The sequence below is a fragment of the Arenibacter certesii DSM 19833 genome (genome assembly GCF_000429545.1).
Taxonomy (GTDB): domain Bacteria; phylum Bacteroidota; class Bacteroidia; order Flavobacteriales; family Flavobacteriaceae; genus Arenibacter; species Arenibacter certesii.
The window spans coordinates 12,324-31,086 of record NZ_AUCB01000013.1; the positions used below are offsets into that span (position 1 = coordinate 12,324).

16 protein-coding genes are annotated in these 18,763 nt (G+C 36.9%); 7 read left to right on the top strand and 9 right to left on the bottom strand.

The window, feature by feature from the left end; genetic code table 11:
- Window positions 1-116 precede the first annotated feature (116 nt).
- Window positions 117-1,316 (bottom strand): tryptophan synthase subunit beta, encoded by a 1,200-nt coding sequence (gene trpB, locus G466_RS0108045; RefSeq protein WP_026813210.1) that lies wholly within the window; start codon window positions 1,314-1,316, stop codon window positions 117-119.
- On the opposite strand from trpB, the gene G466_RS23805 reads away from it, so the two are divergent.
- Both G466_RS23805 and asnA read left to right on the top strand, forming a co-directional pair.
- A complete protein-coding gene (locus tag G466_RS23805; protein WP_157373834.1) occupies window positions 1,315-1,455 on the top strand; it encodes a hypothetical protein in 141 nt (46 codons plus the stop codon). The genes trpB and G466_RS23805 overlap by 2 nt on opposite strands.
- A 1,040-nt stretch (window positions 1,456-2,495) precedes the next feature.
- Window positions 2,496-3,539: an aspartate--ammonia ligase gene (asnA, locus tag G466_RS0108055; RefSeq protein WP_026813211.1), complete on the top strand. Its 1,044-nt coding sequence runs from the start codon at window positions 2,496-2,498 to the stop codon at window positions 3,537-3,539.
- A 58-nt stretch (window positions 3,540-3,597) separates the two neighbouring features.
- Here the strand turns inward: asnA and G466_RS23815 are convergent, their stop codons facing one another.
- The 3 genes from G466_RS23815 to G466_RS0108070 form a co-directional block, all read right to left on the bottom strand.
- The gene (locus tag G466_RS23815) at window positions 3,598-3,774 is read right to left on the bottom strand and encodes a hypothetical protein (protein ID WP_157373835.1); all 177 of its coding nucleotides are present in this window, start codon (window positions 3,772-3,774) and stop codon (window positions 3,598-3,600) included.
- 451 nt (window positions 3,775-4,225) lie between these two features.
- Window positions 4,226-5,155 carry a PD40 domain-containing protein gene (locus G466_RS0108065; RefSeq protein WP_026813212.1) on the bottom strand — a complete coding sequence of 310 codons (930 nt, stop codon included), beginning with the start codon at window positions 5,153-5,155 and terminating at the stop codon, window positions 4,226-4,228.
- A 600-nt stretch (window positions 5,156-5,755) separates the two neighbouring features.
- Window positions 5,756-6,733, bottom strand: coding sequence for an NAD(P)-dependent alcohol dehydrogenase (locus G466_RS0108070; RefSeq protein ID WP_026813213.1), 978 nt, complete (start codon window positions 6,731-6,733; stop codon window positions 5,756-5,758).
- A gap of 671 nt (window positions 6,734-7,404) precedes the next feature.
- Between G466_RS0108070 and G466_RS21635 the strand changes: the two genes are divergently transcribed.
- On the top strand, window positions 7,405-8,241 hold the full coding sequence (locus tag G466_RS21635) for a phosphatase PAP2 family protein (RefSeq protein WP_051315568.1): 837 nt from the start codon (window positions 7,405-7,407) through the stop codon (window positions 8,239-8,241).
- A 43-nt stretch (window positions 8,242-8,284) separates the two neighbouring features.
- On the opposite strand, the gene G466_RS0108080 is transcribed toward G466_RS21635, so the two are convergent.
- Entirely contained in the window at window positions 8,285-8,851 is a 567-nt protein-coding gene (locus G466_RS0108080) for a cupin domain-containing protein (RefSeq protein WP_026813214.1), read from the bottom strand.
- A 385-nt stretch (window positions 8,852-9,236) separates the two neighbouring features.
- On the opposite strand from G466_RS0108080, the gene G466_RS0108085 reads away from it, so the two are divergent.
- The 3 genes from G466_RS0108085 to G466_RS0108095 all read left to right on the top strand — a co-directional run bounded on the left by G466_RS0108085 (window position 9,237) and on the right by G466_RS0108095 (window position 12,241).
- Window positions 9,237-9,920, top strand: a complete 684-nt coding sequence (locus G466_RS0108085) for a type ISP restriction/modification enzyme (RefSeq protein ID WP_026813215.1) — start codon at window positions 9,237-9,239, stop codon at window positions 9,918-9,920.
- 279 nt (window positions 9,921-10,199) lie between these two features.
- The gene (locus tag G466_RS0108090; RefSeq protein ID WP_026813216.1) at window positions 10,200-11,462 is read left to right on the top strand and encodes a putative DNA modification/repair radical SAM protein; all 1,263 of its coding nucleotides are present in this window, start codon (window positions 10,200-10,202) and stop codon (window positions 11,460-11,462) included.
- Window positions 11,462-12,241, top strand: coding sequence for a TIGR03915 family putative DNA repair protein (locus tag G466_RS0108095; protein ID WP_026813217.1), 780 nt, complete (start codon window positions 11,462-11,464; stop codon window positions 12,239-12,241). The genes G466_RS0108090 and G466_RS0108095 overlap by 1 nt, the downstream gene beginning before the upstream one ends.
- Window positions 12,242-12,296: 55 nt before the next feature.
- Here the strand turns inward: G466_RS0108095 and G466_RS0108100 are convergent, their stop codons facing one another.
- Both G466_RS0108100 and G466_RS0108105 read right to left on the bottom strand, forming a co-directional pair.
- Window positions 12,297-13,724, bottom strand: a complete 1,428-nt coding sequence (locus G466_RS0108100) for a bifunctional metallophosphatase/5'-nucleotidase (protein WP_026813218.1) — start codon at window positions 13,722-13,724, stop codon at window positions 12,297-12,299.
- A 263-nt stretch (window positions 13,725-13,987) separates the two neighbouring features.
- Window positions 13,988-14,431, bottom strand: coding sequence for a GNAT family N-acetyltransferase (locus G466_RS0108105; RefSeq protein ID WP_026813219.1), 444 nt, complete (start codon window positions 14,429-14,431; stop codon window positions 13,988-13,990).
- A 338-nt stretch (window positions 14,432-14,769) separates the two neighbouring features.
- On the opposite strand from G466_RS0108105, the gene G466_RS0108110 reads away from it, so the two are divergent.
- On the top strand, window positions 14,770-16,326 hold the full coding sequence (locus G466_RS0108110) for a serine hydrolase (protein ID WP_026813220.1): 1,557 nt from the start codon (window positions 14,770-14,772) through the stop codon (window positions 16,324-16,326).
- A gap of 149 nt (window positions 16,327-16,475) precedes the next feature.
- Here the strand turns inward: G466_RS0108110 and G466_RS0108115 are convergent, their stop codons facing one another.
- Both G466_RS0108115 and G466_RS0108120 read right to left on the bottom strand, forming a co-directional pair.
- Window positions 16,476-17,285: a carbohydrate-binding family 9-like protein gene (locus tag G466_RS0108115; RefSeq protein ID WP_026813221.1), complete on the bottom strand. Its 810-nt coding sequence runs from the start codon at window positions 17,283-17,285 to the stop codon at window positions 16,476-16,478.
- A gap of 367 nt (window positions 17,286-17,652) precedes the next feature.
- A complete protein-coding gene (locus G466_RS0108120; RefSeq protein ID WP_034235062.1) occupies window positions 17,653-18,492 on the bottom strand; it encodes a metallophosphoesterase in 840 nt (279 codons plus the stop codon).
- Window positions 18,493-18,763: the final 271 nt, after the last annotated feature.

Consider the following 18,763-nt stretch of genomic DNA (forward strand, 5'->3'; position numbering starts at 1 on the left):
GTGAACTTCCACTTATTAAAAAAGCTCTATTGAAGCATTGTTGATCGCCAAGAAATGGTTGTTAATGCCTTCAATAGAGCTTTAAGGTGTGGGTTGGTTATTTTATCTAAAATACGTTATTCTGGTAGGCCATACGTATCCACCACAAAGTCGATATCCTTATCGCCTCTACCGCTTAAATTGACCAATATAGATTTTTGAGGTTGCTCTTTAGCGAGCTTTAATGCATAGGCTACAGCATGCGAGCTTTCAAGAGCAGGTATTATACCTTCTAATCTACTTAGTTCATAAAAAGCATCAATAGCTTCTTTGTCGTTAATAATATCGTAATTAACCGTGTTATTATCTTTAAGCATACAATGTTCTGGTCCAACAGCAGGATAATCAAGTCCGCTAGCTACAGAATAAACAGGTGCTGGTTCTCCTTTTTCATCTTTAAGCATATACGATTTAAAACCATGCATTATCCCTGGAGTTCCCAATGTCATGGAAGCAGCATTTTCGCCGTATTCCATAGAGCGTCCTGCGGGTTCCACACCATGTATTTTACACTCGTCATCATTTAGAAAAGCAGAGAATAATCCTATCGCATTACTTCCTCCACCCACACAAGCAACAACGTTATCTGGTAATTCCCCGGTCATCTCCAAAAACTGTTCACGCGCTTCAATTCCTACTACGCGTTGAAAATCGCGAACCATCATAGGAAACGGATGGGGCCCTACAACGGAGCCAATGCAATAAATGGTATTTTCAGGGTCTTTAAGGTACGCCTCGAAAGCCGAATCTACAGCCTCTTTTAAGGTTTTTAGTCCGTGGGTAGCCGGTACAATAGTCGCCCCTAATATTTTCATGCGCACCACATTTGGATGCTGTTTTTTAATATCCACTTCACCCATATGAATTTCGCACTCTAGACCAAAATAAGCGGCAGCGGTAGCCAAAGCTACACCATGTTGGCCTGCACCTGTTTCTGCAATCAGCTTCTTTTTGCCAAGGTGTTTGGCAAGAAGGGCTTCTCCCATACAGTGATTTAATTTATGTGCCCCAGAGTGGTTTAAATCTTCTCGCTTTAAGTAAATACGGCCTCCGTATTTTTCTGATAAACGAGAGCAATAATAAACAGGGGTTGGACGTCCTTGGTAGTGTTTGCGTATGCTACGCAGTTCTTGTATAAAATTATGAGATTTACTTATGGTATGGTAAGCATCCGTTATCTTTTTCATTTCAACTTCTAGTGACGGTGGAATAAAAGCACCACCATACTCACCGAAAAAACCTTCACTATTTGGATATTGTTTAAAATAATTGCTCATGAAAATATTCTTTTTAATAGTTAACAACGTAAATATGGAGAAAATTTATCACTTTTTTGCAACTGCCATGGTTTTTGGTGTTGAATGTGAAAACTATGGGCATTTTTCATTCGACTTTCTTTCCAGTCCTTCTAATTAATTGGTAATGCGCTTTGTGTATAAATGGGTTGCTCCTAAAAAACGACCAGTTTTTGGAGAAAGCCAATGGATAGCCGCGCTTTAGATACTTCGTAAAATTAGCGTTTTGTTTAATTTAAATCAGTGTCAAGGAATGCATGTAAAACACAAGGGAAGGGAAACCTTAATTTAATAAGGTGGAGCTGACAGTAGTGGAGAGAGCGATGTTCTTGCTAGGATAATGTTAATCTATATTTTAGGGGTGATTTAGTACCAGCGAGACGTCTACTGGAAACCCCCTCTTTCCTAAATTATCAAAATGTATTCTTTTCATTTGGTGGTGAACTATTTCGAGTGTCGATTATTGGTGAAACATTGCCCGAACGTTAACAGGGCCCTATAGGGTATTACCATTCTCATTTTTAAATCTTTTATCCATGCTTTTATTGGGGAATTATTTCCCTAGAAACCAAAATATATGAGTGCAATCGGAGCATACAAAACAGGTGGCACTTTTATTGGCCCAATCTAAGTTGAAGAAAGATGCTACGGCTGAATTCAGTTGAGCTCTTCTAGTCCAGAATAGATTGTTATTGCATACGGGGCATCTTAGCGTATTTCCTGATACTTCAACAGGCTGAGGTTATTTACTTTTAGATGTCTTCATCATTATTATGCATTTATTAAACTATAGTAATTTCCATTGGTTTTTTAACTTGAGATCAACACGTTGTGTACAGTTAGTAAAAACAGCAATGAAACTAATTTAACAAAAAGAAACAGAACCTTTTGGGGAAATCTAAATAACTTCTGAGAATGGAGTAGGGTGGTGCAACGTTTTTATACATCTTAAGTTTCCCTAAACCTAAATCTTGTTTTTATTGTCGGCAGCCCACAGAAGACATCTAAAATGTACCAAATAGCATAATCTCGTTATAAGTCTAACATTTTGTGACTTCTCATTCAAGACCGTTTTGATATTCTTTCTAATTATCGCATTTTTGTTTTTTAATATACAATTAAAAAAGCGAGTTGCTAATCAACTAATTAAATGTTGCCATAATGGGTTATAAATTACAAATCCCGAAAGGATATCAACCACAATTAAATATACAAGAGACAGAACAAGCAATTAAATTGATTAAAGACTTTTTTGAGCTTAGTTTATCATCAGAATTGAGGTTAAGAAGAATCACAGCGCCTTTATTCGTAAAAAAAGGATCTGGAATTAATGACGATCTTAGTGGTGTAGAAAGACCTGTGACTTTTCCAATACTATCTATGAACGATGCGGAAGCTGAAATTGTTCATTCCCTTGCAAAATGGAAAAGACTTGCTTTGGCCCGATTTGAAATTGAGGAAGGTTATGGAGTGTATACAGACATGAATGCATTACGTCCCGATGAGGTTTTTTCCAACATTCACTCTATCTATGTAGATCAGTGGGATTGGGAAAGGGTAGTTAGTAATGAAGAAAGGTCTGTTGACTTCCTAAAATATATAGTAAATAAAATTTATAGCGTTTTTAGAAGAGTTGAATATACTGTCTATGAGCGTTACCCGCAGTTAAAGCCAATTCTTCCAGAAGAAATAACCTTTCTTCATACTCAAGAATTAGCAGATATGTACCCTAACCTTTCACCAAACGAAAGAGAAACAGAAGTTGCTAAGAAGTACGGTGCCGTATTTATAATTGGAATTGGAGGATTATTATCCAATGGGGAGAAGCATGACGGTAGAGCTCCCGATTATGATGATTGGAGTACCGAAACTGAAAATGGACTTAAAGGATTAAATGGTGATATCCTACTTTGGAACCCAATTCTAGAAAAAGCTCTGGAGATTTCATCCATGGGAATTCGTGTAGATAAAGATGCTCTAAATAAGCAGTTGGCCATTGCAGGTGCAGAGGATAGAAAAGAATTAATGTGGCATAAAATGCTTCTTAATGATGAACTTCCACTGTCTATTGGAGGTGGTATTGGGCAATCTCGTTTATGTATGTTTTTCTTGAAAAAAGCACATATTGGAGAGATACAGACCAGTATCTGGCCAGATGAAATGATTGAAGAATGTAAGCAAGGAAATATTCCTATTTTATCCTAATCTTCAAAACTTTAAAACGCATAGGAAATGGCTGCCGATTTTAATTGGCAGCCATTTTTTAATTTCTTCTAATTGAAAAAACAATAAAAAGTCCAATTATTGCCAATGCATAAAAATCACCTGTTGGGGTCAGTGAAATAGATGTAAAATAAAGATCAATATTTTCGTAATGGGGTAATCCAAAATTTGTTTTGGGAGATATCATCTCAATACCTTTAAAATGGTATATCATCATCCCTTGTTTTTAAATATGGATAGTAATCTATTCCTAAGTAATATATTTTTCTTGTAATAAGGTGTGTTACGTCAATATGCACATTAGGGCTTTACGTGAGTTGTTGCCTATGCTTACTCATATCAAGTTAAATGTATATTGGCATATAAAAATCTAAAGAACTTTAGTTTTGGCATATTTAGGAACCACTGATTGGGCCATATTATATCCTTTGTTGTTCAGTATTATTTTTTTGCCATGCGGATTTTTACAATCTGCTGAACCCAATCCGAATCCTTGCTCAGTTAAAAATTGGGCGTTATTAATATGGTCTCGTATTTTCGTAATTTATGGTCATTGTTTTTTGTGAGCGACGCGGATCAAAGGCCAAAGGGGAGATAGCAGGACTTATTTAGATTCTTTTTTGTAGCATTTGATGCTTGTGCAACAGGTACTGTTGTTGAAACGAGATTTATTCAATTTTAAAAGAAGTCATGTAGATTTTACTTAGACCATTGCTGCCATGGTTAATATATTTTTTGAAATCTGAAATAGAATTAAACTTTTTAGGTTTTATATCACTTCTCTTGCTTGTAAAATACAATAATTCATTTTTTTCATCATAGAATGGAGCGTATTCCATATATTTTGTATTCAAGGGAACACCTAAATTTCTTGCCTTTTTCCATATGCCGTTAGCATCCTTTCTGGAAATATATAAATCACCACTTCCTTGCCCATCGTCTTGGTTATATTTAGAATATATTATAAAATCTTCTTTCTCTGAGATATAAGCATTAAATTCATAACCTTCACTGTTTATACTTTCGTCCAATAAAACAGGCTTTGAATATTGGTTGTCTTTCCATTCGGAAAAATAAATATCATCTTTTCCTAAACCCTCTGGTGAACTCATTGTAAAATATAGGTTGTTGTTTTTACTTACAGAAGGATAAAATTCGTCTAATTCAGAATTAATGGGTTTACCAATATTTTTAGGTTTAGACCATTCACCATTTTTTTTGTCTCGGTCTACATACCAAATGTCAAAATCTTTTTTAGTAGTAATGGAATCATTTAACGGTCTATCAGAAACAAAAAACAATCGGTTATTATTAAATGATAAGAATGGTTCTAAGTACATAAAGGAATCACAAAAGGGTAATAATTCTGGTTTAGACCATTGATTGTTTTCCTTTTTAATATAGGCTATTTGCGAGATTTCTTGATTTGGACTTTGTATAGTGAAATACGCCTCATTGCCAACTTTTGAAATAGTAAAATCTCGAACGTTATGAAACTGATTTAATGATTTGTCAAATTGTACAATTTCAGATATATGCTGAGCGGACAATAAGTTTGAGATGAGAATTAATAAAATTGTGAGTCTAATATTTTTCATTTATAAAAATTTGCAAGGTAATTATGGTCAATTTGTTTGTGTATGATTTTGTGGCGTGTTTTGGTATCAACCTCTCCAAGTGCGCATTAACTTAGCCATAACTTAATTACCGTATTGATATTTAATATAATAGTATGGCGTGTCCAGCATTAAAAATAAAAAGTGTATCGAATTCATTTTTCGGTTTACTTTTATCTAGGAAGTTTTCACCTGTGAATTTTGAGAGAAAGAGCCCTAGATATACAATACTTCCAGTCGCAATAAAAATAGACCAAACTGCTATAAAATCAGAATAAAATATCACCAAACGCCTGATAATTTACCAAACTATTAATCCAGGTAATGACGTAGCTAGAAATTTTTGATTTATAAATTCAATCCGCTGTTGTTCAAGTGCTCTTATCTTCATTGGTAAATTCAGTTAATTTTATCTTCCTCTAAAATTTAATTTTTCCAGATTACTTTTAGATGAACTTCTACGATTAGAGTATGCCGCGTGGTATTGAAACGCAAGCCAGGGTCAGTAAGAATTATTAAATCGTAAGGCAGGAAATTAAGAGCCTTTAAGAGCAATAAGGTATAGGAGTTGTTGTGGCACCGTTAACTTAATGTAATTACAATTTTACCATTGTGCAGGCCATCCCCAAATCGTTGAATCGCCCAGGGTATTTGGTCAAAATTATATGGACCATCTATGACACAATATATGCTATTTTCCTTATAAAGCTTATTGATGTACTTCAAGTCCTTGTTAGCTTTTAACATTAACATATGCACGCGTTTATTACTTACCAACTTTAGTATTGGTTTCATATAAAGCATTTGCAACAGCTTGCTGGATTTACCACCTATTGAAACATATTTTCCTTTGGGTTTAAGAACTTTTAAGAATTTCCAGAGCGATCGATTGGTCTTGCAATCAAGGATTAGATCATATTGCTCATTACTCTTTGTGAAGTCTTCTTTCTTATAGTCTATTACCTTGTCAAACCCTTGAGCTTCCATTGCTTTTAATTTTTCACCTGTATCTACCCCTGTAACATCTGCGTTGTACAGTTTGGCTATTTGGATTCCGAATGAACCAACGCCGCCACCACCGCCATTGATCAAAATTTTCTGCTTATCTTTAATACGTCCCACATCCCGCAGACCTTGTACGGCAAGCATTGCTGCGTGCGGAATACTAGTTGCCTCCTCAAAACTCATGTTATTAGGTTTTTGCGCTAGTGCTTTCTCATTTATGCAAAGGAACTCTGCAAAGCTGCCAAATCCGTATTCTGAGATATCACCGTAAACGGCATCACCCACTTTAAACTTTGTGGCATTATTCCCAACCTGCTCCACAATCCCTGCTACCTCCATTCCGGGTATCAGTAATTTTTTTTTGGGTCTAAATACCCCAAAGAACAAACGATACGATATAGGCCTGCCCGTGGTAATACACCAATCGTAATCATTGATTGTTGTTGCATAAACTTTAATCTTGACCTCGGTACTTTTAGGCTTTGGTTGTTCAACTTGTACAAGTCTAAGCACTTTTTCAGGGTCTCCGTAGTTTTTAATATTATATGCTTTCATTTTTATTAAAGGGGCCACAATGGTTTAATATATGATTGGCTGCGGAAAAAGTTCGTAGGACCTTTCCTCTGTATCATAAAATTAATAAATATGAGTAGATTTTCGTTTAGGAAATTGACAGCAATGGATTATAGGAGTTCTTATCGATCGTTTTTATTTGACCATCCATTATTTTTAACGTTCCAAATAGCATTTTTTGCTTAATTCGATAGACGACCCAAAACCATAAAAGTCCGATTGGCATTAGCAACTATTTCCATAGAGGGAAATCCGTTTGAGTGGCAAGTCCGGCTACGTCCAGATTGGAGATTCGATTTGGTGCAGATGGGAAGTCTAGATTATGCGATTAATAGGGTTTTTTAGAGAAGCAAATAGTGTTTTATAATTTATTTGTCCATAAATAATTCCATCGAAAATCTTATATAGATGTATTAATAGTTGAGCTATTCCGACTTTATCGAGTTTTAGATTAAATGAAAAAGGTTTTTATGAATCATAGCGCTAAATTCTTCAGTGTCTATAGTATCCGTGGCAATATGTTGTTGTTAGGATCGTTAATTTTATAAGGAGGTATAATAGAAAATGGTCATGTATAAGTCCACGAACTTTTTTCTTCCTCTTGTTAATGTCATTTTGTTTATTTGTAGAATCTTATTTTAATAAATTGGCGTATGAATACGGTCCTAACTGTTAAACGTTTGGTTTTCGGTCTTTTTTTTATGGCGAATGCGCTTTTGGGAACTGCGCAGGATACATTGAGTACCAAACAGATGTTTGTTTCAGACTTTAAAACTGCTCTAGGTGGCGTAAAACATGCTTATACTAGGCCTTTGCAATGGAAAGAAAAAGATTTCCTCTCGGCTGGGTCTATCATATTAGGGACCGCAGCACTATATACTTTTGATGAGGATAGTTCCAACTGGTTTAGGAACCAACAAGATGATATTCCAACCGTACTTAAAGAGTCGGGTTATTATATTGGAAAACCATTGTACAATTATTCCCTAAATGGCAGCGTGTATTTGGTGGGCTTGTTTACCAAGAACGAAAAAATAAGACATACCGGTGTTCTCTTGCTTTCCTCCTCAGCAGCTATAGGTATACTCCAGAGTATCAGTAAAACTGTTGTGGGAAGAGCGAGACCAGTTACGGAATTGGGGAAAGGAGAATTTAAACCGTTTAGTAAGGAAGCCGCTTATCATAGTTTTCCCTCAGGACACACTGCTTTGTCCGTAACTACATTTTATGCTATAGGAAAGCAATTTAAAAACCCGTGGATCAAGGGCGGATTTTATACCCTTGGGATGGTTTCCCCAATATCTAGATTATGGGATGGTGCACATTGGCTTACAGATGTAGCCGTAAGTGTTGCAGTGAGTGTGGTAGTGGTAGATACCATAGATAAATTCTTAAAAAAGGCAGAGAATAAAAATCAATTCTCAGAAGATAGGATTAGTTGGACCCTGCAAATGGGGCCTGGAACTATTGGCTTGAGGGGCACGTTTTAGAATCATGCCCTAACAGTACTCATGAAAGGCCAAGGCCATGTTCCTATTCTAACTTTAATGGTGGGCCAACTACTTTCATTCCATTATCCGCGAAAATTTGCTCAATTTCTTTTGATGTGGGTTCGTGATCCATACCTGCCATGGTAATAAAAAAATCTTCCAATTTCCCTGCGGGCTGTAAAGTAACGGTCATTCTGCTCACAACTGATTCCTGTGTCCATGCATGTGGTACTTTTCGAGGCAAGAATATGCTGTCTCCAGCGACTAAATGAAATTTCTCCTCTCCAACTTTAAAAAAGTATGCACCCTCAATGACGTAAAATATCTCGTCTTGGGAATGGTGCACATGCAATGGGGTTCCTCTGCCTGGAGAGAGTGAGGTCTGCTCAAATATAGCCAAGTCTCCTTGAGTGTCCTTTCCAGAAATTTTTACATCCAAAATATTGGAATTTACTCCTTTTAATTTTATGTGTCCGTGAAATCGACCTTCACCAGCACTAATTTTAAACCCCTTTGCTTTTCTTTGTATGGTTCTTTCATTGGAAGGAAATACCAAGAAGGGTAGGGCGGTGATGGAAAGAAGTGCTGCAAAAAATCCCTTTCTTTTCATGATAAAAGATTTATAAGAGTTATGAAGCGTCCAAATGATTTATTACTCTAATTTACGCCATAAATCAATTCCATTTTGGAATGCTTAGTTAAATTTAAGCTATTGCAATTAAGGTTGAAATTGATCACTATACCCAGTAATGTAATATTCGGCTGTGGGTAGCAAGAGCCTCGTAAAGTGGAGTCATCCAATCCTTTCGGGTTGTGCGTCATAAAGAGAGTTTAAACTGTTTTAGGGGTGAGGAAGAGGAGAATTATCTATCTAATAAGTATTTTTATGATTGATGAATTTTAATTAACTTTCAGTAAGAAACTATATTTCCTTATATCCAAAAGTGAATAAAAAAGAGAATTCTATATTTTTCCATTCTATTTTCAGAAAGAAAATGAATACATTGCTGTGTGGAGGTAAGGTGGGAGAAGATTCCATCAATTTAAACCTGTTGTATTATATAGAACAGTTGGGAAATAAATTAGGACTAACTTACTTAACCCAAGAAGAAACCGAAAGTAATGTGTGCTTTGTAAATAGTCCTGACTTAAGGGACGATTATAAAACTTCTTTTTCTTCCAAGGACATTTTAGATTTCAGTTATGCTGTATTGCATTCAGAACCTTATAGGGAAAAATACCTAGCCTATCTAGAAAACGACTTCCTGCAGTTGCCGTACCCAAAAGATTCCGGTGTGTTTTGGCGGCTGGTGGCTATAGGTAGTGAATTGTGTGCCATTCATAATATGGACGCTGCTAAAGTGGGAAAATTTATTGCAAACTTTCCACAAGAGGGGGATAATTCTGTCACAGTTAGAATTCAGGAAACGGATTGGGAAATAGTAGATGTGGAAAACAATTTAGGCCGAGTGTGGATAAATGAGAAGCAGTATTTTGATACAATCCCCATATCCGTTTGGGAGTGTAGTATTGGAGGGAAGCTACCTGCTAAAAAATGGTTGAAAGATCGTAAGGGTAGTATTTTGGAGGAGGATGATATTTTGGAATATCAAAAAATAATTTCAGCACTTGTAGAAACCGATAGGCTCATGAAAGTAATTGATAAAATGGTCGTCTAATAAGTAGTTGTAAAGAACCTCTATTGGTTTTTTAGATTAAGTATCATTTTTCATAACGGCGCAAGCATCAATAACTAGATTTTACATCCTTTACGTTAAACGATTTGCTTCTGATGTGATATTTCGTAGGTGTACTATACTAAATTCGGGTATTTAAAAGTAGCCCTTATAGATTAAAAATACCTTCGGCCAACAAGCAATTCGGCACAATTGTTGAATTGTTTTACCCGCTTTAAAATCAATTGGTTAAGCAATAAAATTTTTCTAAATCCCCCATCTATGTCTTTTGAACGAACCCAAGAAAAATTAAAGATACTCGCAGACGCTGCTAAATATGATGTTTCCTGTGCTTCTAGTGGCAGTAAGAGAAGTAACTCCTCTAAAGGGCTTGGGGATGCTACTGGAATGGGTATATGCCATTCTTATACAGAAGATGGACGCTGTGTGTCCCTCTTAAAGATTTTGCTGACCAATTATTGCATCTTCGATTGTGCGTATTGTGTCACTAGGAAAAGTAACGATATAAAGCGTGCTGCTTTTCAGGTCCAGGAAGTGGTAGATTTAACCATCAATTTTTATCGACGTAATTATATAGAAGGCTTGTTTCTGAGCTCTGGAATTTTTAAGAGTGCAGACTATACTATGGAACGATTGGTAGCTGTAGCGAAGAAACTGCGGTTAGAAGAAAATTTTCACGGGTATATCCACCTGAAATCCATACCGGGCGCTTCTGATGAATTGATGAAGGAAGCGGGTCTCTATGCAGACCGGTTAAGCGTAAATATTGAGATTCCCACTAAGGAAGGTTTAAAACTTTTGGCACCCGAAAAAAATAGGGAAGACTTTATTAAACCCATGGTAAAAGTCAAAAATGAAATCATTCTTTACAATTCTGAAAAGAAACTTATTAAGAGTACACCAAAATTTGCACCAGCCGGACAAAGCACACAGATGATTATAGGTGCAAGTGGCGAGAGTGATCAGCAGATTATGTGGACATCCAATTACTTCTATAAAAAGTTTAATTTGAAAAGGGTGTACTACTCCGGATATATTCCTATTAGTTACGATTCCCGCTTGCCGCAAATAGGTACTGCTGTACCCATGCTTCGGGAAAATAGATTGTATCAGACTGATTGGTTGATGCGATTTTATGGATTTGAAGTGCACGAGATCCTGAACAATGATCATCAGAATCTAGATTTAGAAGTAGATCCAAAATTAGGTTGGGCATTGCGAAATTTAGAGCAATTTCCGGTGGATGTAAATAAAGCCGATAAGCGAATGTTGGCCCGTGTGCCAGGTCTGGGGATGAAATCAGTATACAAAATACTTCAGGCCAGGCGGTTTCGAAATCTTAATTGGGAACATTTACAAAAGATGGGTGTCGCTTTAAACAGAGCGAAATATTTTCTAATTTGCCAGTCTCGGGATTTTGAGCGGCGCGATTTAACGGGGCCACAATTAAAATCACTGATCCTTCAAAACTCTACGAGCAAATATCAAAAAATCCTGAGCCCACAACTGAGTTTATTCGAATAATGATACTTCCTCAAGACTATACATTGGTTTACGATGGCACTTTTGATGGGTTTCTAACCTGTGTGTTCCACTTGTATGATTTAAAACTGAAGCAGGTCCATATACAACGGAAAATTCACGTTCAAGAATCTTTGTTCGGCACCAGTGAGGAGGTGCTAACAGATCTGGAAAAATCGGATCGGGTTTGGAAAGGCATTAAAAAGAAAACTTCGGCAAAAGGACGCTCCCGATTGTATTATGCATTTTTAAGCGAACAGGAACAGATAGAAAATTTGCTATTGCGATATATACAATATGCATTGAAAAGCACCATGTTAATAGATGCCGATTTTGCAAACCAAGACGTGCTAAAAGTAACCCAAGTAGCCAAAAGTGTAGGACGGGAAAAACATAGAATGGAAGCTTTTGTACGGTTTAGGTTGACGAAAGACGGACTTTATTTTGCAAATATAGAACCGGACTTTGATGTCTTACCCCTTATTTCTGCACATTTTAAACGTAGATATGCCGATCAAAAATGGGTTATTTATGACCTTAAGCGTAACTACGGACTCTTTTACGATTTAGAAAACGTGGATATTATTAACCTATCCTTGCCAGATGATTTTGATGCCACCAAAACCACTTCCGATTTTTTTGCTACCGAAGAATTGGAATTCCAGACGCTATGGCAAGATTATTTTGAGAGCACTAATATCCCCTCTAGGAAAAATATGAAATTGCATATACAGCACGTACCTAAACGGTATTGGAAATATTTAAGTGAGAAGCTGAGGTGATTTACGCTCTGTTAGGTATGGCTATTAAGTACCCCCTGAAAATTTATAAGCTGTATTATACAAGCCTATATGTTTTGTTCTTTAAGGGAGAAAAGTGAGGATGTGCTTCTAAATATCGCTTTATAGCTTCTACTAACCTAAATCCTGTCTGTTGTCTATTAAAACCATACTTATTGGGCACCCCCTGTACAGTTATAAAACTAACCTTATAGGTTTTGTCCATTTCTATGTGGTTCCCCTTGTACAGCAATTCTTGAATTTTTTCTCCATCTGGGTTTTCTATTCTAATATTGAGATGTAAGCCAAAAATACGTTTGGCATAACCTCCCATTTGTTTCATAGGGTCGCAGGAGAAGGTGCGAGATAAATTTTCCTCTAACATGGACTTAATTTCCTTTCCAGTAAGCTCAATTACGGAAACTGGCGGATTCATAGGGGCCATATTATATAAATCATCCTCCGTAATATCCCCTTTGTCAATTGGAATACCATATCGCCATCCATTAGAAAAGCAAATATCGGTATCGGTCACAAAACAGGCTCCCTGATGCATCAATTCATCCAAACTGGCATTTATAGTAGCATAGCGGTGTAATATCTGTTCCGTTTTACCCACTATATTGTTCTGTATGTCTTTATAGCCTTCTAAAATGCGGTCCACCAGCACTTTCATCGCCTCGTTCTCTTTAATTTTATCATCTATTGTAATCAATTCATACCAATGCGACTGAATTCTACCTCCCTCAATATCCAGAGTCATCCTTCCAATAAACGACCCGTGACACCCACATTGTATTAGCATAGCGTCTTTAACCTTTACAGGGGAATACAACCGATTATGGGTATGGGCACTTAAACAAATATCAATTCCTTCTACTTGTTTTAATAGTGCTGTATCTTGTGGCATGCCATTGTGGGAAAGTAGAATTATAACAGTTGCGCCTTCTTTTTTAAGCTTATCTATATGCTGGGGCACTTCTTTAAGTCCATCAGTAAACCGCAAATCCCCAGCAAAGGAAGGGGGCATAACCTTGTCTACAATTAAAGCAGCGACTCCAATGACACCAATCGTAACGCCTCCCATACTAAAAAGCTTTGATGGTGTAGAAAACAATTCCCCATTTGGTTTAAAGATATTACAGGCCAAATTGGGGTAATTTAATTGATCGGTGATAGTCTTATGTTGCTCGGGCCCATAAGCAAAATCCCAATGACTGGTCATGGCATCGAAATTCATTTTATTAAGAATAGGTACCATTGCTTCTCCCTTGGAATCTACAATAGGTTTGGTGCCATGAAAGGTGTCGCCCCCATCAAATAATAACGTGTTTGGGTTTTTCATCCGTATTTCTTCAACCTTGGAATGCAAACGAGCATATCCTCCCGCTTCAGCTATATACTCCCCATTTTTACCATAAAATAATTCATTATGTGGAGCAATGTAACCATGTACATCGTTAATAAATAGTATGTCGAGTTTCATTCTAGATTTTTTAATTAGTAGTGTCCTTATTCAAATACGCCTACTTCTTTTGGTATTTCAACTTCATGGAGAAGAACAGTACAATCGTAAATAAAAGATACTACAATTACAGTTTGCCCCCGTGCTTAATTGGGAGTATTTGTTGCGTTATCCACTTACATAAATAATTAAAAACTAAAATTTACTCAGGAGGGAGCATGGCTTGGAGGACTATATGGCGTGATTAAAAGTGGATGATTTTGGGGTGAGGGTATATTTTTACCTCATTTTATAAACTGTATTTTTCTAATTCCTATTTCCGTGTCCCATTGTTTTACCTCATGAAAACCCAACTTTTTATATAATGTGGTGGCAGGAATATTTTTAATTGCGGTCTCCACTGTAAAGTGTTTAGAATCAAAACTATCAAATACGAATTCTATTAATCCTTTCCCTATACCACGTCTAAAAAACATAGGATGCACCGCCAAACTATTTATCTCTGTGTATGTGGTACTGTGGGAAATCTCGATAATTCCTGCCCGTTCTTTTTCTACTAGATATCCGTAAAAGACACTAGTGCTTTTTTGATAACTTTCAATAGGCCTTTTAAGGGGTGGGAAATATTTTAGATTCAATAATTTAGCTTCTACAGCATAGGATAATTGAAATAAGGAATGGATGCTGTTGGCAACTTCCTTCTTGCTGTTCTGCAGTATTTCTATCATTATAAGTGGCGTTATTTATTCTGTTTATGTACAAAAGTGGAATATGATAAGGTGAGAGAATAAAATGTAGTCTTCCATTTAACTTAAATACCATTCGCTCCAAGATAAAACTTTTTTATAATTAGGTTCAATCGCTCTACGCTCCTCTACTGTTATACAAGTTAAGGATAATAATAGCCTCCTTTTTACCATAATAAATTTCTAAAAGAAGGTTGCTTGTTGATTCTGAGGCAAACCGGTACTTTAATAGTTGTTTATCTCCGTAGAAAAGCCCTTGTTTACTCGGTTCAGGTGGAATAGTTTAAACTTGTAAGTATATTTGGGAAAAATCTATATCCATGACAAAACGTAATTGTAATAGCTTCTCGTTAGCGCTCGTTGTATTTTCTGGTTTTTTATTTTCTAGCATTTTCGCTCAAGAATTCCTACCTGCAAATTTTGATTCCTGGTTAGAGTCCAGCAGACAGGACTGGAAGATTCCTGGAATGGCAGTAGGTATTGTAAAGGACGGGGAAGTTGTCTTCGCAAAAGGCTTTGGCGAAAAGCGGTTGGGAAGTGGGGAGCCGGTAGATGCTAATACTATTTTTAGTATTGCTTCGGTAAGTAAAAATATGACCGCAGCGGCACTCGGAATTTTGGTGGATGAAGGTAAAATAGGTTGGGATGATAAAATCACTAAACATATTCCATGGTTTCAGCTTAAAGATCCTTGGGTAACGCAGGAAATTACCTTACGCGATGCCCTAACGCATCGGGTGGGATTGGGAAGAATATTGGGTAATAGGCTCCAGTTTATGACGGCTAGTCCACGAGATAGTGTGCTGTATCAAATGCGGTATATGGATTTGGAAAAGCCTTTCCGTTCGGAGTTTGTTTATAATAATATTATGTATTCCTTAGCAGGACAGATTATTGAATATACCGACGGACGTACCTGGGATACTTTTTTAAAAGAAGCTCTTTTTGCTCCGCTAGAGGTGAACGGTACTACTACTAGTATTACCCAACTGAAAGCAAACGATAATCAAGCCTATCCCCATCAAGAAATCCAAGGAAAGGTAGTGCCCATCTCAAGAAGAAACTGGGATAATGCCGGGCCTGCAGGGGGTATTAACGCTTCAATAAGCGACCTAAACAAGTGGATGCTAATGCAATTGGGGACTTCTGGAAGCTATAAGGGAAAAACTTTAATTAGTACAGAGCAGATGAACGAGATCCATAAGCCACAGATGGTCCGTTCACAGTCTAATGCCATGGCGCCGCAAAGTAGCTATGGCTTTGGGTGGACTATAACCGACTATAAGGGAAAACGTGTAATTACCCATGGCGGTGCCACAGACGGATTTAACTCGGCCATGTACCTAATGCCAGAATTGGACCTGGGTATTATAGTAGTAGGGAATACTTTTAATAGTTTGGGGAATGCTGTGGCGTATCAGGTTATGGATGCTTTCTTAGGAGAGAATGGGGTAGATTGGAACCAACGCTATTTGCAATGGTATAAGAAATCCTATGAGCATGCTTCCGCAGCTCGTGAAGAAATCCATCAGGCCAGAAATAAGAAAACAATTCCAAGCTTGGAATTAGATGCTTATTTAGGCGTGTACCAATCGGCTGGATACGGAACGATAGATGTGAATAAAGAAGGGAAAGATTTGGTACTTCGTTTTTGGAAGTCAGACAACTTGGAAGCAAAGCTAGAGCATTGGCATTACGATACGTTTAGGGCGATTTGGAAAAATCCTGCCCAACGCGAAGAGTTTATGCAATTTCATTTGAATAAAGAAGGAAAGGTAGCCGTGTTGGAATTTGAATTTGCCCTACGGCCATTGCTGTTGCAAGTAGGGGCATACCCCTCTAACTACACGCATACAGAGCGATTTATAAAACAGTAGGGTAGGGGAATGGGGTGTTGTTTTTAAATCTTATTTTGAATGATATTAGTATTTGGTTGTTTTAGAGGTTAACGTTGTGTGATTTTTCTCATTTGTTATTTGCCTGTTAAGGCATGATACAAGTAGTGCTTTAACGGGGCTGATCGCTTTTAATCAGCAAATTTAATTTTACTCCATTTTTCAGGTAGATGGGCATCGTAAGCTCCATGACTATTTAAAACCATGGCAGGGTGTGGTTGTACTGCTTTGCCACCAACGACCAACTTTTGAAATCGGCCTAAAAACATTTTCCAAATGTCCCCATTGGTTGGAGGTAAACTTCTGCCATTGGCTAACCACTCCAAACTGCTCCAAGGAATAGCAACTTCTAAGTGCCAGCCTTTATCTACATTTTTATTATCATTTAAAACGCCATCTACATGTACTGCTGTTTCTAAGTTGGGTAAATTATAATTGGTGAAGGCCCACCGAATTCCCCTAGGATGTGTTCCTTTCCAGAAAGATTCACCCTCACGGTCATAATTTCCTCCAAAGGTATACGCCTCAGTCTGATGTACGTCAAATTGCGGGATATCAAACTTGCCCCCTTTTTTATAAGCATCCTTCCATATAAAAAAGGCTTCATAAATAGTATTGGCAGCATTTACTTCTAATTCATAATAACAGTCCCCGCCGTCTATAATGATTTCTAAATCATTTTCTAAAAAAATAATGCTGCCTTTCTCTGTTAGTTTGGCCTCTACATAAGGTTCCTCTGCCTCAAAAGCAATATAAAGGTGGGTATTGTTCCATAATATGGCTACTTGTGTATTATACAGTGCTGGATCTCCTGTTACTAGGTCTACAAAGCGCCTACTCCAATTAGCGTTTTTCCAAATTGGTTTCTTTGTATTACCGTCTACCTTTATGGAACCCGATATCTTTTTAGCGGTATAATCTGTACTTGTAGTTTGATCCATTATTTATTTCTTTATAGCGGTTAAATGTTTAGGTAGGAAAAGTTCTCGGCAGTCAAACAATTTTTCACTGCCAAGGAAATAGTTAAATCACCTTTATTTTGGTAATCATCAATGTATTGCCGAAGTATAAATAAGGTTTCTTCTCCTATTTTAAGTTTTGCTGACTAAACTTTTATCGTTCACTCCAAAATCTAGTAAGATATAAAAAGTAAATCTATTATGACTGGAATAAACAAACCATAAAAACTGGGAAAGATCATAAGTACTACAAGCACTCTGGTTATAGAAACGTATGCGCCTATTAAAATACATTTAAAAGATTATAGCCTACGCTATTTTAATCGGTCTATCCACCTCGCAATAATATCTACTGTCCGCTGTCCTGTAATTTTATCATGCGACTGGTTTCACGCCCGTAACCAATAATTTCTAATAATTCTGAAGATACTTTTACCACACCATAAGAATTCTCCTCAGTATCTACCATGCCTTTCATAGTAACATAATGGATACCATTTTTTACGCCGTAATTGCCTTCATGATTATGCCCATTTATGTAGGCTTTTACATTAGGGTAGCTTTCTAGTGTTTCTATAACTTCATCTGCATTCCATAGATTATGGATGTTTTCTGGATACACTGGAAAATGACAGTATAGCACCACCTTCTCCTTGTTGATTAACGACTTGTCTAAGACATCTCTAAGCCATTGCATCTGCGTGGGACCTATGGCTCCATTCCAAAAGGGGGAGTCGGCATGATTTTCTACATAGTAATTGGCGGCATTAAGATAGGCTTCGCTATCCTCTGGATAGGCGTGTAAACTTATGTCATTTCCATCCAACACTATAAATCGCCAATCTTCCACTTTAAAATCATAGTAGGGGGAGGGCATGTCCATCTTTTTATAGACATCTGCTTTTTCATCATCTTCTACGGAATAATCATGATTCCCCAGTACATGGTATTTTGGCATGTTTAAACTATTGTAGATTGGGGTCACCACATCAAAACTTTCCCAATCCTTATCAATAAAATCACCCAGGTGTATGGTATAAGCTAAATCCATGGTGTTAAAATGTGTTACACATTCCTCTAGTTTCTGCTCGGATTTGGCATATTTTCTTATTCCTGTTCCTTGCTCATTGCAGTATTGGCAATCTGCGATTACGCCTATTGAGAACTGGGCCTTGTTGGTGTTAGACATGGTACTTGTATTTTGTTGACTGTGACAGACATGAACAGTCAGCTGTGAAAATAGCAATATCCCTAAGAATTTTCTACCTATCATATTTCCTAAAATTGTATTGCACTTTTAGTCCCCTGGTACTTGAGATGGTTTCTATGGAATAGCGTATTGAAATATAACCATTCTTTTACAGAACTTGGACCTTTGCAAGGGTCCAATAGGCTTAAAACAAACCTACTTTAAATAAGTGGAAAAATAAAACTAGGTGCTAATAAAATACTAACCCAAT